The sequence below is a fragment of the Bradyrhizobium sp. LM2.9 genome (genome assembly GCF_054056555.1).
On the sequence record NZ_JBSRYJ010000002.1, the window covers coordinates 942969 to 956706 of the forward strand.

A 13738-nucleotide genomic window follows, 5' to 3' on the forward strand; every position below is an offset into this window, starting at 1 on the left:
TCCGATGCGCCGGATGATGGTTGCGTTCGTCGCCCTGATGCTGCTGGCCTTGCCTGCGGCGCACGCCGTGCAGCCCGACGAGATCATGTCGGATCCTGCGAAGGAGTCGCGCGCGCGCGACTTGTCGCGCGAGCTGCGCTGCATGGTCTGTCAGAACCAGTCGATCGACGATTCCGATGCGCCGCTCGCGCGCGATTTGCGGCTCCTGGTGCGCGAGCGCATCGCCGCCGGCGACAGCAATTCGCAAGTGCTCGATTTTTTGGTCACGCGCTACGGCGAGTTCGTGCTGCTCAAGCCGCGCTTCGAGCGCAACACCATGCTGTTGTGGCTGCTCGCGCCGCTGCTGCTGATGGGCGGCGGCCTGGCGCTGTGGCTGCAAATCCGCCGGCGCTCGCGAAGCGGTGCAGACGTGCCAGCTCCGCCGCTCACGCCCGATGAGGAAGCGCGGCTGGCCGCATTGATGTCGGACGAAGCCTCATCGCCCTAGTTGCGTCGCTTCGCGCGTCAAGCCGACACTCCGAAGCGGAACCTCGTTAAGTTCCTACGGGATCACAACTTTCGTCCTGCGATGAACTGCCGCATTCGCATTGCCGTTCATTACAAAAGTTTAACCCCGCCGCCAGCGCACGGTAAGGCGGGAGCCCCCATCTTCAGCTCCGTAAGGTGCCGCCATCAGGCACCAAATGGATTTCAAGGCCCTGGAGATCTCTGCATGACCGACCGTCCCGACCTCTCGAACCTTCCGTCCTACCGGCAGCCCCGCCGATCGGTCTTCTCGGCCCGCAAGATCGCGCTGATGGCCTCGGTCGTCGCCGGGCTCAGTGCCGCCGTCTACGGCTTTGGCCCGTCGACCTCGCCAGCCGACCTGTTCTCGACCCCGGCGCATGCGCAGGTCAACAACGAGGTCCGCAAGGTCGAGCGTCCGATCGGCTTCGCCGACATCGTCGAGCGCGTGAAGCCGTCAGTGATCTCGGTGAAAGTCAACATCAAGGAAAAGACCGCGAGCAATGATGACGGCGATGACGCGCAGTCGCCGTTCCAGCCGGGCTCGCCGATGGAGCGCTTCTTCCGCCGCTTCGGCGGTCCGGACGGTTTCCCGGGTCAGAAGGGGGGCGGCCGTGGCCGCGTCGTGCAGGGCCAGGGTTCCGGCTTCTTCATCTCGGCCGACGGTTTCGCCGTGACCAACAACCACGTGGTGGACGGAGCCGACAAGGTCGAGGTCACGACCGACGAAGGCAAGACCTACACCGCCAAGGTGATCGGCACCGATCAGCGCACCGATCTCGCCTTGATCAAGGTCGAGGGCAGCTCGAACTTCCCGTTCGCCAAGCTTGCCGACGGCAAGCCACGGATCGGCGACTGGGTGCTCGCGGTCGGCAATCCGTTCGGCCTCGGCGGCACCGTGACCGCGGGCATCGTTTCGGCCAGCGGCCGCGACATCGGCAACGGTCCCTATGACGATTTCATCCAGATCGACGCGCCCGTGAACAAGGGCAATTCCGGCGGTCCGGCTTTCGACACACCAACGGTGAGGTGATGGGCGTCAACACCGCGATCTACTCGCCCTCCGGCGGCAGCGTCGGCATCGCGTTCTCGATTCCCGCGAGCACCGTGAAGAGTGTGGTGGCGCAGCTCAAGGACAAGGGCTCGGTCAGCCGCGGCTGGATTGGCGTGCAGATTCAGCCGGTCACCTCCGACATCGCCGACAGCCTCGGCATGAAGAAGGCCGAAGGTGCGCTGGTTGCCGAGCCGCAGGCGAATGGCCCGGCGGCCAAGGCCGGCATCGAGTCCGGTGACGTGATCACGTCGGTCAACGGCGAATCGGTCAAGGACGCCCGCGAGCTCGCCCGCACCATTGGCGGTTTGGCGCCCGGCGCGACCGTGAAGCTCAACGTGCTGCACAAGGGCCAGGACAAGGTCGTGAACCTGACCCTCGGCCAGTTGCCGAACACGGTCGAGGCCAAAGCCGACACCGACAAGGACACCGGTAAGGGCGCGAGCCGCGGCACCGACGTGCCGAAGCTCGGGATGACCGTCGCGCCCGCCGATTCTGTGGCCGGCGCCGGCAAGGAGGGCGTCGTGATCACAGAAGTCGATCCGAAGAGCGCCGCAGCCGAACGCGGCTTCAAGGAAGGCGACGTGATTCTCGAAGTCGGCGGCAAGAGCGTGAGCACTGCCGGCGAAGTCCGCGACGCCATCACCACGGCGCGGACCGACAACAAGAACAGCGTCCTGATGCGGGTCAAGAGCGGCGGCCAGTCGCGCTTCGTCGCCGTGCCCATCGCCAAGGGTTAACCAAGGGCTAACCAAGGGACAGGCCTCAGGAGGCCCACGAGATGAAGGGTGTCGCCGGCATCAGTCGCCCCCGCCGACGGCGTCCTTCGGGGAAGCAGCGCAACGTTTGCTTCCCCTGTCTACCTTCCGGTGGAATTACGCCCCCCTCCGTCGGAAGGCCTAGGGCGGTGAGGTCCCCCCAGCTTCACCGCCCGCCTTTTTCTCGTTGCCAGAGTCTCTCACTCGGCTTGCATGCGATTGCCGCTCGCGCCATGTTTAGAGAAGGTTCCCTCCCTTGACCGTCGCCGAACGCACGATGCGCCTCCTCATCATTGAAGACGACCGCGAATCCGCCGACTATCTCGTGAAGGCGTTTCGCGAGGTCGGGCACATTGCCGACCACGCCGCCGACGGCGAGGAAGGCCTCGCCATGGCCGAGAACGGCGATTACGACGTGCTGGTGGTCGACCGCATGCTGCCCAAGCGCGACGGCCTGTCGCTGATCGGCGCGCTCCGCGACAAGGACGATTCGACGCCGGTGCTGATTCTCTCCGCGCTTGGACAGGTCGACGACCGCATCAAGGGCTTGCGCGCCGGCGGCGACGACTATCTGCCAAAACCCTATTCCTTTGCCGAGCTCCTGGCCCGGGTCGAGGTGCTGTCACGCCGCCGCGGCGGTCCGGCCGAGGACACGCTGTACCGGGTCGGCGATCTCGAGCTCGACCGGCTCTCCCATCGCGTCGCTCGCGGCAAGGACGAGCTGACGCTCCAGCCGCGTGAATTCCGCCTGCTCGAATACCTTATGAAGCATGCGGGCCAGGTGGTGACCCGCACCATGCTCTTGGAGAACGTCTGGGACTATCATTTCGATCCGCAGACCAACGTGATCGACGTGCACATCTCGCGGTTGCGCTCCAAGATCGACAAGGGTTTTGAGCGGCCGCTGCTGCATACCATCCGCGGCGCCGGGTACATGATCCGTGACGGCATTCGGTAAACTCGTCCGCACCACGGCATTCCGGCTGACGCTGGTCTATTTGCTGCTGTTCGCGATGTTCGCGGCCTCGCTGCTTGCCTATTTCGCCTGGAATACACGGCGGCTGATCACCGAGGAGATCACGCAGACGGTCAATGCCGAGACGTCGGAGATCAACGAGATCTACGGCCGCCGCGGCTTGCGCGGTCTCGTCCTTGCCATTGAGTACCGGGCGCTGCGGCCGGGCGCCAACCTCTATCTGGTGACGACGCCGACCGGCCAGTCGATCGCCGGCAATGTCGGCTCGCTCGCGCCCGGCGTGATGGCGACGCGCGGCTGGTCCGAGACCGCCTACCGGCGGATCGAGGACACCGATGATCGCGACCATCTTGCGCTGGTTCGCGTCACCGAACTGGAAAACGGCTTCCGGCTTCTGATCGGACGCGATCTCGCCGAGCGGCGACGGCTGTTCGGCATCGTGGCGAAGGCCGCGCAATGGTCGATCCTGATCGTCGTGGTGCTCGGCCTTGGCGGCGGCATCTTCGTGGCGCGCCGAGTGCTCACGCGCATCGATGCGATGAGCGGCACCGCCCATCGCATCATGACCGGTGATCTCAGCGAACGCCTGCCGGTGGGACGCAGCGGTGACGAACTCGACCGCCTCGCCGAAAACCTCAACGCCATGCTGGAGCGGATCGAGGCGCTGATGGCGGGACTGAAGGAGGTTTCCGACAACATCGCCCACGATCTCAAGACGCCGCTGACGCGCTTGCGCAACCGCGCCGAGGAGGCGCTGGCGAAATCGGGCGGCGAGGCCGATTACCGCGCCGCCCTGGAACGGACCATCGAGGAATCCGACGGCCTGATCCGCACTTTCAACGCGCTGCTGATGATCGCGCGTGCCGAGTCCGGACAGGCGCGCGGCAACATGGATGATTTCGACGCCGCCGACGTCGCGGGCGGCATCCACGAGCTCTACGAGCCGCTGGCCGAAGACGACGGCATGATCTTGAAGGTCAGCTGCGAGCCGACGCCGGTTCACGCCAACCGCGAATTGATCAGCCAGGCGCTCGCCAATCTTGTCGAGAATGCGATCAAATACGGCAAACCGATCGCGCAGTCGGCTGGAACCGTGGTCAGCATGGACAGCCGGCAGATCACGATCGAGTCCAGGCGCGAGGGCGATCAGGTGCTGCTCAGCGTCACCGATCGCGGTCCCGGCATCCCCGAAGCCGACCGCAAGCACGTCGTGGAACGATTTGTGCGGCTGGAAAGCGAGCCGTACGCTGCCCGGATCCGGGCTCGGCCTCAGTCTCGCCTCGGCGGTTGCGACATTGCATGGCGGCGAGTTGAGGTTGGGCGACGCCCAGCCCGGGCTTGTCGCCACGCTGGTGCTGCCGGCGCGCGCGGGGGCCGGCGACAGGGTTGCTCCGTCAATGCAGGATGTGCCACAGAAGGTGGCATGAACCATTCCGCGCCGGGAAACGCGGACAAGCATGGTGAGAGCCTGGCCGCACGCTTCGCGGAGGCTCCCCATATTGCCGCTTCCGTCACTGACCAAGGACGTTTTGAAAGCTGGCTGGCCGGGCTCGAGCCCGCGCAATCCGCCCGTCTTGAAGCGCTGCTGGCTCATCCCTTGGCGCGGAACATCCTGTCCGGAATCACGGAATTTTCGCCTTATCTGTTCGAACTGGCGCGTGCCGATACCTTGCGCCTGATCCGGCTGCTGGAATGCGATCCGGATGCGCATCTCGCCACGCTGATCGCGGAGGCGAGCGGTGCGGTGCTTGCGGCATCCGACGAGGCCGAGGTGATGCGGCTGCTTCGCCGCATGAAGGCGGAGGCCGCGCTCCTGACCGCGCTGTGCGACATCGGCGGCGTCTGGCCGGTGATGCGGGTGACCGCAGCTCTCACCGATGTCGCGGTATCCTCGGTGCAGGCGGCGCTTCAGTACCTGCTGCGGCAGGAAGCCGCACGCGGCAAGCTCTTGCCGCCCAATCCCGAGGCGCCCGAGGAAGGCTGCGGGCTGATCGTGCTTGCGATGGGCAAGATGGGCGCGGGCGAGCTGAACTATTCGAGCGACATCGATCTGATCGTGTTCTTCGATCCCGACAATACGACGCTGGCAGCGGATATCGAACCCCAGCCATTCTTCGTGAGGGTGACGCAGGGGATGGCACGCATTCTCCAGCAGCGCACCTATGACGGCTATGTCTTCCGCGTCGATCTGCGCCTGCGTCCCGATCCATCCTCGACGCAGGTGGCGATTTCGCGCGACGCCGCGCTGAACTATTACGAGCGGGAAGGGCGCACCTGGGAGCGCGCCGCGATGATCAAGGCGCGAGCCTGCGCCGGCGATCCCAAAGCGGGCGAGGCGCTGCTCGCGGAGATCGCGCCCTTCGTCTGGCGCAAGCATCTCGATTTCGCCGCGCTTGCCGACGTCCACGACATGAAGCGGCAGATGCAGACCTATCGCGGCCAGAGCGAGGTCGCGGTCGAAGGGCATAACGTGAAGGTCGGGCGCGGTGGCATCCGCGAGATCGAGTTCTTCGCCCAGACCCAGCAATTGATCGCCGGCGGCCGCCATCCCGAGCTGCGCGTGCGGCCGACGCTCGCCGCGCTCAATATTCTCGCTTCCAGCAACTGGATCACGTTCGCAGCGCGCGACGAACTGGCCACGGCGTACGAATTCCTTCGCCGGGTCGAGCATCGGCTCCAGATGATCGCCGACGAGCAGACCCATACGCTGCCCGAGGACAAGGAGGCGGTCGAGCGTTTCGCCTGGTTCTTCGGTTATCCGGATCGCGAGGCCTTTGCCGGCGACCTCTTGCGCCAGCTCGAAATCGTCCAGGGTCACTACGAAAAGCTGTTCGAGGGCGACGATCCGACCGGCACGGCCAGGCTGCCGGCACTCGACTACAGTGTGGGTCCCGACGATCCGCGGCTGCTTCAGCAGCTGGCGGCGCTCGGCTTCAAGAAGCCCGCCGCGGTTGCGCAGACCGTGCGTGACTGGATCACCGGCGACTACCGCGTGTTTCGCAATGAGGCGACGCGAAGCGCCTTCGTCGAATTCGTGCCGGCCCTGATCGACGGTCTCGCTCATGCCGAAGAGCCGGATCGGGCGGTCGTGGCGTTCGATCAATTCCTTGGGGCGCTCCAGCGCGGCGGCCGGCTGATCACGCTGCTCGGCCAGAACCGCGATCTCGTCGCGCTGGTGGCGCTGGTGTTGGGTGCGGCACCGCGGCTCGGCGAGATGTTGGCACGGCAGCCGCAGCTCATGGACGGCCTGATTGATCCGCGCTTCTTCGGCGCCATGCCCGACAGGCAGGAATTGTCCGGGCGGCTCGCGACGACGGTGCAGGATGCCGGCTCATATGAAGAGTTCCTCGACCGCCTGCGCCTGTTCGGGCAGGAGAGCCTGTTCCTGATCGGCACGCGCATCCTGTCCGGCACGGTCTCGGCGCAGCAGGCGAGCACGGCCTTTGCCGACGTCGCCGAGGGCATCGTCCATACCGTGCACGGCCTCGTTGCCGACCGCTTCGCCGCCCAGCACGGCCGGATCAAGGGACAAGAGACCGCGATGATCGCGATGGGCCGGCTCGGCAGCCGAGAGATGACGGCCTCGTCCGATCTCGACCTGATCCTGCTCTACGATTTCGACAGCGACAACCCTGACTCCGACGGTGCGAAGTCACTGCAAGGTGCACACTACTTCGCCCGCTTCACCCAGCGCCTGATCAGCGCCTTCACGACGCGTACCAATTACGGCGTGCTCTACGAGATCGACATGCGGCTGCGCCCCTCGGGGCGTGCCGGCCCTGTGGCGTCGAGCCTCGTCTCCTTCGCGGACTACCAGAGCAACGAGGCCTGGACCTGGGAGCACATGGCGCTGACGCGCGCGCGCGTCGTGTCGGCTTCGCCCGCATTTCGGGAACGGATCGAGCACGTCATCCGCGATGTCCTGACCCGCCGCCGCGATCCCGGAATCACCGCCAACGACGTCGCGGACATGCGGCGCGCGATCGCGCAGGAGAAGGGCGAGACCGACCATTGGGATCTCAAATACGCCGCCGGCGGCATGGTCGACATCGATTTCATCGCGCAATATCTCCAGCTCGTACATGCTCACGAGAAGCCGGGGATTCTCGACGTCGGCACCATGCAGGTGCTGGAAAATGCATGTCGGCTCGGCGTGCTCGCACAATCGGAGACCGAGATACTGCGCGCCGCAGCGCGGCTCTATCACGACCTGACGCAGATCCTGCGGCTCTGCGTCAGCGACCGCTTCAAGCCGGAAACAGCCGGCACCGACCTGCTGCGCGTGATGGCACGCGCCGGCGACGCACCGGATTTCTCCTCGCTGGAGGCGCGCGTGAAGGAGACGCAGAGCGAGGTGCGCCGTGTCTTCAGGGCGCTGCTGGAAGGGACGTCGCCGGCTTCAGCGAGGTGAGCGCCTCGCGCACGTTCGGCTCCAGACCAACGCCGCCGGCATCGAGATGGGCGAAGATCGCGCGCTTCATCCGCGGATCCCAGAACTTCTTGATATGATCGGCGATCCCCGGCACGGCCTTGTCGTGGCCCTGGCTCCGGAAGAACGTGCCGATCTGGTTGGCCATGTAGATCAGGCGGTCAGGCGACATCGGCAATCTCCGTGGCATGACGCGCGACAACGCGGCCGCCATGCGAAAACACCTCGAACCCGTCCTGGCGGGCAATGGCAATCAGCGTGATGCCGGCGGCCTCAGCGGTGCGCACCCCGAGCGCGGTCGGCGCAGAGACGGCGACCATCACCGGCGCGCCGATGGCGGCGGTCTTCTGCACCATCTCGATCGAGACGCGGCTGGTCAGCAGCACGATGCCGCCGCTTGCAACCGTGCGGCTGCGCGCCAGCGAACCGGCGAGCTTGTCGAGCGCATTGTGGCGGCCGACATCCTCGCGCAGCGTGACGATACCGCCGGCAGGCGACCAGAACGCGGCGGCGTGAACGGCGCGGGTTTGCAAATTGATCGATTGCAGCGGTGCGATGGTCTGCATCGCCGCCATGACCTGTTCGGGCGTAAACGTCTGTCCCTGCGGCACGACTGCCGCAGGCCGCACGGCTTCGGCGATTGAATCGATGCCGCAAATGCCGCAGCCGGTCGGGCCGGCGATGTGGCGGCGCCGCTCGCCGATGCGCGCGGCATCTTCCGAGGCCAGCCACATGCGCAACTCGATGCCGTCGTCGAGGCGGACCATTTCGAGCGACTTGATGTCGTCGACCGATTTGATGATGCCTTCATCCAGGCTGAAGCCGACCGCAAAATCTTCCAGGTTCTGCGGCGTCCCCATCATGACGGCGTAGGTGCCGCCATTGTAGGTCAGCGCCAGCGGCGTCTCCTCCGGAATCAGCCGTGTCCCCTCGGATGCGATACCGTCGCGCCAGATCTCGCGGTCGATGGCCTGGACCGGCACGTGCATGCCGCTACTCCGCCGCCTCGGCCGGCGCGATACGGCGGGAGTGCCGTGCCTGCGCGTCGTAGGCCTTCTGCCAGTCGGACGGGCCGTTCGACGGCGAGATCTGCACCGCCGTGACTTTGTATTCGGGGCAGTTGGTCGCCCAGTCGGAATAGTCGGTCGTGATGACGTTGGCCTGCGTGTCCGGATGGTGGAAGGTGGTGTAGACGACGCCCGGCGCGACGCGATCGGTTATCTCCGCACGCAGCGTGGTCTCGCCGGCACGGCTCTTCAGCCGCACCCAGTCGCCGTCGCGCACGCCGCGCTGCTCGGCATCGTGCGGATGGATCTCCAGCCGGTCCTCGGCATGCCAGACCACGTTCTCGGTACGCCGGGTCTGCGCGCCGACATTGTACTGGCTGAGGATGCGGCCCGTGGTGAGCAGCAGCGGATAGCGCGGGCCGGTGCGCTCGTCGGTCGCGATATATTCGGTGACGACGAACTTGCCCTTGCCGCGGACGAAGCCGTCGATATGCATCACCGGCGTGCCCTCGGGCGCCTCCTCGTTGCAGGGCCACTGCACCGAGCCGAGCTCGTCGAGCTTGGCGTAGGAGACGCCGGCGAAGGTCGGGGTCAGCGCGGCGATCTCGTCCATGATCTCGGAAGGGTGGCTGTAGTTCATCTCGAAGCCCATGGCCTTGGCAAGGCCGATGGTGACCTCCCAGTCGGCGAGGCCGTTCTTCGGCGTCATCACCTTGCGAACGCGCTGGATGCGGCGCTCGGCGTTGGTGAAGGTGCCGTCCTTCTCGAGGAAGCTCGAGCCGGGCAGGAAGACGTGTGCGTAGTTCGCGGTCTCGTTCAGGAAGAGGTCATGGACGATGACGCATTCCATCGCCGACAGTGCAGCCACCACATGCTTGGTGTTGGGATCGGATTGCAGGATGTCTTCGCCCTGCACGTAGATGCCCATGAACGTGCCTTCGACCGCGGCGTCGAACATGTTGGGGATGCGCAGGCCGGGCTCGGGGTTGAGCTTGACGTTCCACAGCGCCTCGAACTGCTCGCGCACGGCATCGTCCGCGATGTGACGATAGCCCGGCAGCTCATGCGGAAACGAACCCATGTCGCAGGAGCCCTGCACGTTGTTCTGGCCGCGCAGCGGGTTCACACCGACGCCGGGACGGCCGATATTGCCCGTGACCATCGCGAGGTTGGCGATCGCGATCACAGTCGTGGAGCCCTGGCTGTGCTCGGTGACGCCGAGGCCGTAATAGATCGCGCCGTTGCCGCCGGTGGCGTAGATGCGGGCCGCTTCGCGCAGATCCTTCGGATTGACGCCGGTGAGGATGGCGGTGGCCTCCGGACTGTTGTTAGGCTGGGCGACGAACGCCGCCCATTCCTCGAACTCGCTCCAGTCGCAACGCTCGCGCACGAAGGCTTCGTTGGCGAGGCCTTCAGTCACGATCACATGCGCCAGCGCCGTCATCACGGCAACGTTGGTGCCGGGCATCAGCGGCAGGTGCAGCGCCTTCACATGCGGCGATTCCACCATCTCGGTGCGGCGCGGATCGATCACGATCAGCTTGGCGCCCCGGCGCAGCCGTTTCTTCAGGCGAGAGGCGAAGACGGGGTGGGCCGAAGCGGGGTTGGCACCGATGATGACGACGACGTCGGTGTCCTCGACCGAGTCGAAATCCTGTGTGCCGGCGGACGTACCGAACGTGGTCGACAGGCCATAGCCGGTCGGGGAGTGGCAGACGCGGGCGCAGGTGTCGACATTGTTGTTGCCGAAGCCGGCGCGGATCAGCTTCTGCACCAGATAGGTTTCTTCGTTGGTGCAGCGGGACGAGGTGATGCCGCCGATGGCGTCGCGGCCGTACTTCGTCTGGATGCCGCGCATCCTGTCGGCGGCAAACGAGAATGCCTCGTCCCACGACACTTCGCGCCAGGGATCCTCGATCCGCTCGCGGATCATCGGCCTGAGGATGCGTTCCTTGTGGTTGGTGTAACCCCAGGCGAAGCGGCCCTTGACGCAGGAATGGCCGCGATTGGCCTTGCCGTCCTTGTACGGCACCATGCGGACGACTTCCTCGCCGCGCATTTCGGCCTTGAAGGTGCAGCCCACGCCGCAATAGGCGCAGGTGGTGACGACGGAGTGTTCGGGCTGGCCGATCTCGATCACGGATTTCTCGGTCAGCGTCGCGGTCGGGCAGGCCTGCACGCAGGCGCCGCAGGAGACGCATTCGGAGCCGAGGAAGCTCTCGCTCATGCCGGGCGAGACGCGGCTGTCGAAGCCGCGGCCGGAGATCGTCAGCGCGAAGGTGCCCTGGACTTCCTCGCAGGCGCGGACGCAGCGCGAGCAGACGATGCACTTGGAGGGATCATAGGTGAAGTACGGATTCGACTCGTCCTTCGGCATCCAGGCGGCGTTGATCTCGCCATTGGATTTGGCAAAGACGTGGTTCTCGCCCTCATAGCCGTAACGCACGTCGCGCAGGCCGACGGCACCGGCCATGTCCTGCAACTCGCAGTCGCCGTTGGCGCCGCAGGTGAGGCAATCGAGCGGATGGTCGGAGATGTAGAGCTCCATCACGCCCTTGCGCAGCTTCTTCAGCCGTTCGCTCTGGGTGTGCACGACGAGGCCGGACATGACGGGCGTGGTGCAGGAGGCCGGCGTGCCGGCGCGGCCCTCGATCTCGACGACGCAAAGGCGGCACGAGCCGAACGCATCGACCATGTCGGTCGCGCAGAGTTTTGGGATCTGGTGGCCCGCATCCATCGCAGCCCGCATGATCGAGGTGCCCTCGGGCACCGTGACCTGGTTGCCGTCGATGGTCAGCGTCACCATCGTTTCCGATTTCGATCGCGGCGTGCCGAAGTCGATTTCTTCGATCAGAGACATTGTCGTTCTCCTATTCCGCGGCCTGAAGCGTGGTCGGGGCCGGGATAAAATCTTCCCGGAAGTGCTTCAATGCGCTGAGCACAGGGTAGGGCGTGAAGCCGCCGAGTGCGCAGAGCGAGCCGAATTTCATGGTGTTGCAGAGGTCTTCGACGAGCGCCAGATTTTCGCTCACGCGCTCGCCGCGCATGATCTTCTCGATGGTCTCGACGCCGCGGGTCGAACCGATCCGGCACGGTGTGCACTTGCCGCAGGATTCGACGGCGCAGAATTCCATCGCGAAGCGCGCCTGCTTGCGCATGTCGACGCTGTCGTCGAACACGACGATACCGCCATGGCCGATCAGGCCGTCGCGCGCGGCAAAGGCCTCGTAGTCGAACGGGGTATCGAACAGCGCGCGCGGGAAGTAGGCGCCGAGCGGGCCGCCGACCTGAACCGCGCGAACGGGACGGCCCGTGAACGTGCCGCCGCCGATGTCGTCGACGAGCTCTCCGAGCGTAACGCCGAATGCGGTCTCGAACAGCCCGCCCTGGCGGATGTTGCCGGCGAGCTGGATCGGCATCGTGCCGCGCGAGCGACCCATGCCGAAATCGGCATAGGCCTTGGCGCCTTCGGCCAGGATGAAGGGGATGGCGGCGAACGACAGCACGTTATTGATGACGGTCGGTTTGCCGAACAGGCCGTGATGCGCGGGCAGCGGCGGCTTTGCCCGCACGAGGCCGCGGCGGCCCTCGAGGCTCTCCAGCAGCGAGGTCTCTTCGCCGCAAACGTAAGCGCCGGCGCCGACGCGTACTTCGAGATCGAAGCTGTATGTGGAGCCGCCGATCTTGTCGCCGAGATAGCCGCCGCGTCTAGCCGCGGTGATGGCCGCGTTCATCGCCTCGACCGCGTGCGGATATTCGCTGCGGATGTAGATGTAGCCCCTGGTCGCGCCGACGGTGATGCCGGCGGTCGTCATGCCTTCGATGACGAGGAAGGGATCGCCTTCCATGATCATGCGGTCGGCGAAGGTGCCACTGTCGCCTTCGTCGGCGTTGCAGACGATGAATTTACGATCCGCTTTCGCCTGCGCGACCGTCTTCCACTTGATGCCGGTCGGGAAGCCTGCGCCGCCGCGGCCGCGCAAGCCGGATGCGGTGACTTCGTTCAGGATCGCATCCGAGCCGAGCGAGAGCGCACGCTCAAGGCCCTTGTAGCCGCCATGGGCGCGGTAGTCGTCGAGCGAGCGCGGGTCGATCACGCCGCAGCGCGCGAAGGTGAGGCGGGTCTGGCGCTTCAGCCAGGGGATTTCATCCGCGGCGCCGAGCCGCAGGGGATGAGAACCATTGCTCGCCATCGAATCGAGCACGGAGGCAACATCCTCCGGGCCGACGGGGCCGTAGGCGATGCGGCCTCCGGGGGTCGCCACCTCGATCATCGGCTCCAGCCAGCAGAGCCCGCGCGAGCCGGTCCTGACGATCTCAATCGGCAGGTCGCGCTGTGCCGCGACCCGTTCGAGCGCCCTGACCACGTCATCGGCGCCGACGGCGACTGCAGCCGCATCGCGGGGGACGAATATCCGCATCTTCATCGCTGCGCCTCCGCAACAAGCGCATCGATACGCTTTTCATCGAGCCGGCCAATGAGCCGGCCGTCGAGCATCGCGGACGGTGCGGTCGCGCACAGGCCGAGGCAGTAGATCGGCTCCAGCGTGACGCGGTCGTCGGCCGTCGTGTTGCCGAGCGAGACGCCAAGCTTTGCCTCGGCACGCGCAGCCAGCGCATCGCCGCCCGCCGCCTGACAGGCCTCCGCGCGGCAGAGTTTCAGCACATGGCGGCCGGCCGGCTTGTGGCGGAAATCATGATAGAACGTGAACACGCCATGCACTTCGGCGCGCGACAGATTGAGCGTTTGCGCCACCATCGGAATGGCTGCTTCCGGCACGTAGCCGAATGCCCCCTGGAGCGCGTGCAGGATCACCAGCGTCGCGCCTTCCGGCTTGCTATGTTCGGCGATGATATCGGCGGCGCGCATTTCGTCCCAAGGCTCAAAAACCGCTGTCATTCTTCGTTCTCAACCAGAGCGTCTACTCATCGCAAACTATTTGGAATCATTCGAAGATCAATAAAGCTGTCTCATGCTGCGATCGCGAATTCCGATCGATTTGCGTTGGCAAT

The 13738-nt window shown here is 65.7% G+C and carries 8 protein-coding genes and 2 pseudogenes; 5 read left to right on the forward strand and 5 right to left on the reverse strand.

Annotation, left to right across the window (positions count from 1 at the left end; genetic code table 11):
* Positions 1–4 precede the first annotated feature (4 nt).
* The 5 genes and pseudogenes from ACVWW3_RS05910 (at position 5) to ACVWW3_RS05930 (ending at position 7700) form a co-directional block, all read left to right on the forward strand.
* The gene (locus tag ACVWW3_RS05910; RefSeq protein WP_456650631.1) at positions 5–487 is read left to right on the forward strand and encodes a cytochrome c-type biogenesis protein; all 483 of its coding nucleotides are present in this window, start codon (positions 5–7) and stop codon (positions 485–487) included.
* 225 nt (positions 488–712) lie between these two features.
* Positions 713–2295: pseudogene (locus ACVWW3_RS05915) on the forward strand (Do family serine endopeptidase).
* Positions 2296–2590: 295 nt separating this feature from the next.
* A complete protein-coding gene (locus tag ACVWW3_RS05920; RefSeq protein ID WP_038944287.1) occupies positions 2591–3271 on the forward strand; it encodes a response regulator transcription factor in 681 nt (226 codons plus the stop codon).
* Positions 3255–4716 (forward strand): annotated as a pseudogene (locus ACVWW3_RS05925) (ATP-binding protein). The gene ACVWW3_RS05920 and the pseudogene ACVWW3_RS05925 overlap by 17 nt, the downstream one beginning before the upstream one ends.
* Positions 4713–7700, forward strand: a complete 2988-nt coding sequence (locus ACVWW3_RS05930) for a bifunctional [glutamine synthetase] adenylyltransferase/[glutamine synthetase]-adenylyl-L-tyrosine phosphorylase (RefSeq protein ID WP_456650629.1) — start codon at positions 4713–4715, stop codon at positions 7698–7700. The pseudogene ACVWW3_RS05925 and the gene ACVWW3_RS05930 overlap by 4 nt, the downstream one beginning before the upstream one ends.
* Here the strand turns inward: ACVWW3_RS05930 and ACVWW3_RS05935 are convergent.
* Genes ACVWW3_RS05935 through ACVWW3_RS05955 form a run of 5 tightly spaced genes read right to left on the reverse strand, consistent with a single transcriptional unit; the run spans position 7657 to position 13625 of the window.
* A complete protein-coding gene (locus tag ACVWW3_RS05935) occupies positions 7657–7890 on the reverse strand; it encodes a formate dehydrogenase subunit delta (protein ID WP_247349973.1) in 234 nt (77 codons plus the stop codon). The two genes, ACVWW3_RS05930 and ACVWW3_RS05935, sit on opposite strands and share 44 nt — an antisense overlap.
* Complete coding sequence (fdhD, locus tag ACVWW3_RS05940; RefSeq protein ID WP_456650628.1) at positions 7880–8707, reverse strand: formate dehydrogenase accessory sulfurtransferase FdhD; 828 nt, start codon at positions 8705–8707, stop codon at positions 7880–7882. The genes ACVWW3_RS05935 and fdhD overlap by 11 nt, the downstream gene beginning before the upstream one ends.
* Before the next feature lie 4 nt (positions 8708–8711).
* Positions 8712–11585 (reverse strand): formate dehydrogenase subunit alpha, encoded by a 2874-nt coding sequence (gene fdhF / locus ACVWW3_RS05945; RefSeq protein WP_456650627.1) that lies wholly within the window; start codon positions 11583–11585, stop codon positions 8712–8714.
* 10 nt (positions 11586–11595) lie between these two features.
* Positions 11596–13152 (reverse strand): formate dehydrogenase beta subunit, encoded by a 1557-nt coding sequence (locus ACVWW3_RS05950; RefSeq protein WP_456650626.1) that lies wholly within the window; start codon positions 13150–13152, stop codon positions 11596–11598.
* A complete protein-coding gene (locus tag ACVWW3_RS05955; protein ID WP_456650625.1) occupies positions 13149–13625 on the reverse strand; it encodes a formate dehydrogenase subunit gamma in 477 nt (158 codons plus the stop codon). The genes ACVWW3_RS05950 and ACVWW3_RS05955 overlap by 4 nt, the downstream gene beginning before the upstream one ends.
* Between the last annotated feature and the right edge of the window lie 113 nt (positions 13626–13738).

Bases quoted from the DNA above. Each gene is read 5' to 3' on its own strand.
- ACVWW3_RS05935 (WP_247349973.1), bottom strand. From the start codon at position 7,890: ATGTCGCCTGACCGCCTGATCTACATGGCCAACCAGATCGGCACGTTC.
- fdhD (WP_456650628.1), bottom strand. From the start codon at position 8,707: ATGCACGTGCCGGTCCAGGCCATCGACCGCGAGATCTGGCGCGACGGT.
- fdhF (WP_456650627.1), bottom strand. From the start codon at position 11,585: ATGTCTCTGATCGAAGAAATCGACTTCGGCACGCCGCGATCGAAATCG.
- ACVWW3_RS05920 (WP_038944287.1), top strand. From the start codon at position 2,591: ATGCGCCTCCTCATCATTGAAGACGACCGCGAATCCGCCGACTATCTC.
- ACVWW3_RS05930 (WP_456650629.1), top strand. From the start codon at position 4,713: ATGAACCATTCCGCGCCGGGAAACGCGGACAAGCATGGTGAGAGCCTG.
- ACVWW3_RS05910 (WP_456650631.1), top strand. From the start codon at position 5: ATGCGCCGGATGATGGTTGCGTTCGTCGCCCTGATGCTGCTGGCCTTG.
- ACVWW3_RS05950 (WP_456650626.1), bottom strand. From the start codon at position 13,152: ATGAAGATGCGGATATTCGTCCCCCGCGATGCGGCTGCAGTCGCCGTC.
- ACVWW3_RS05955 (WP_456650625.1), bottom strand. From the start codon at position 13,625: ATGACAGCGGTTTTTGAGCCTTGGGACGAAATGCGCGCCGCCGATATC.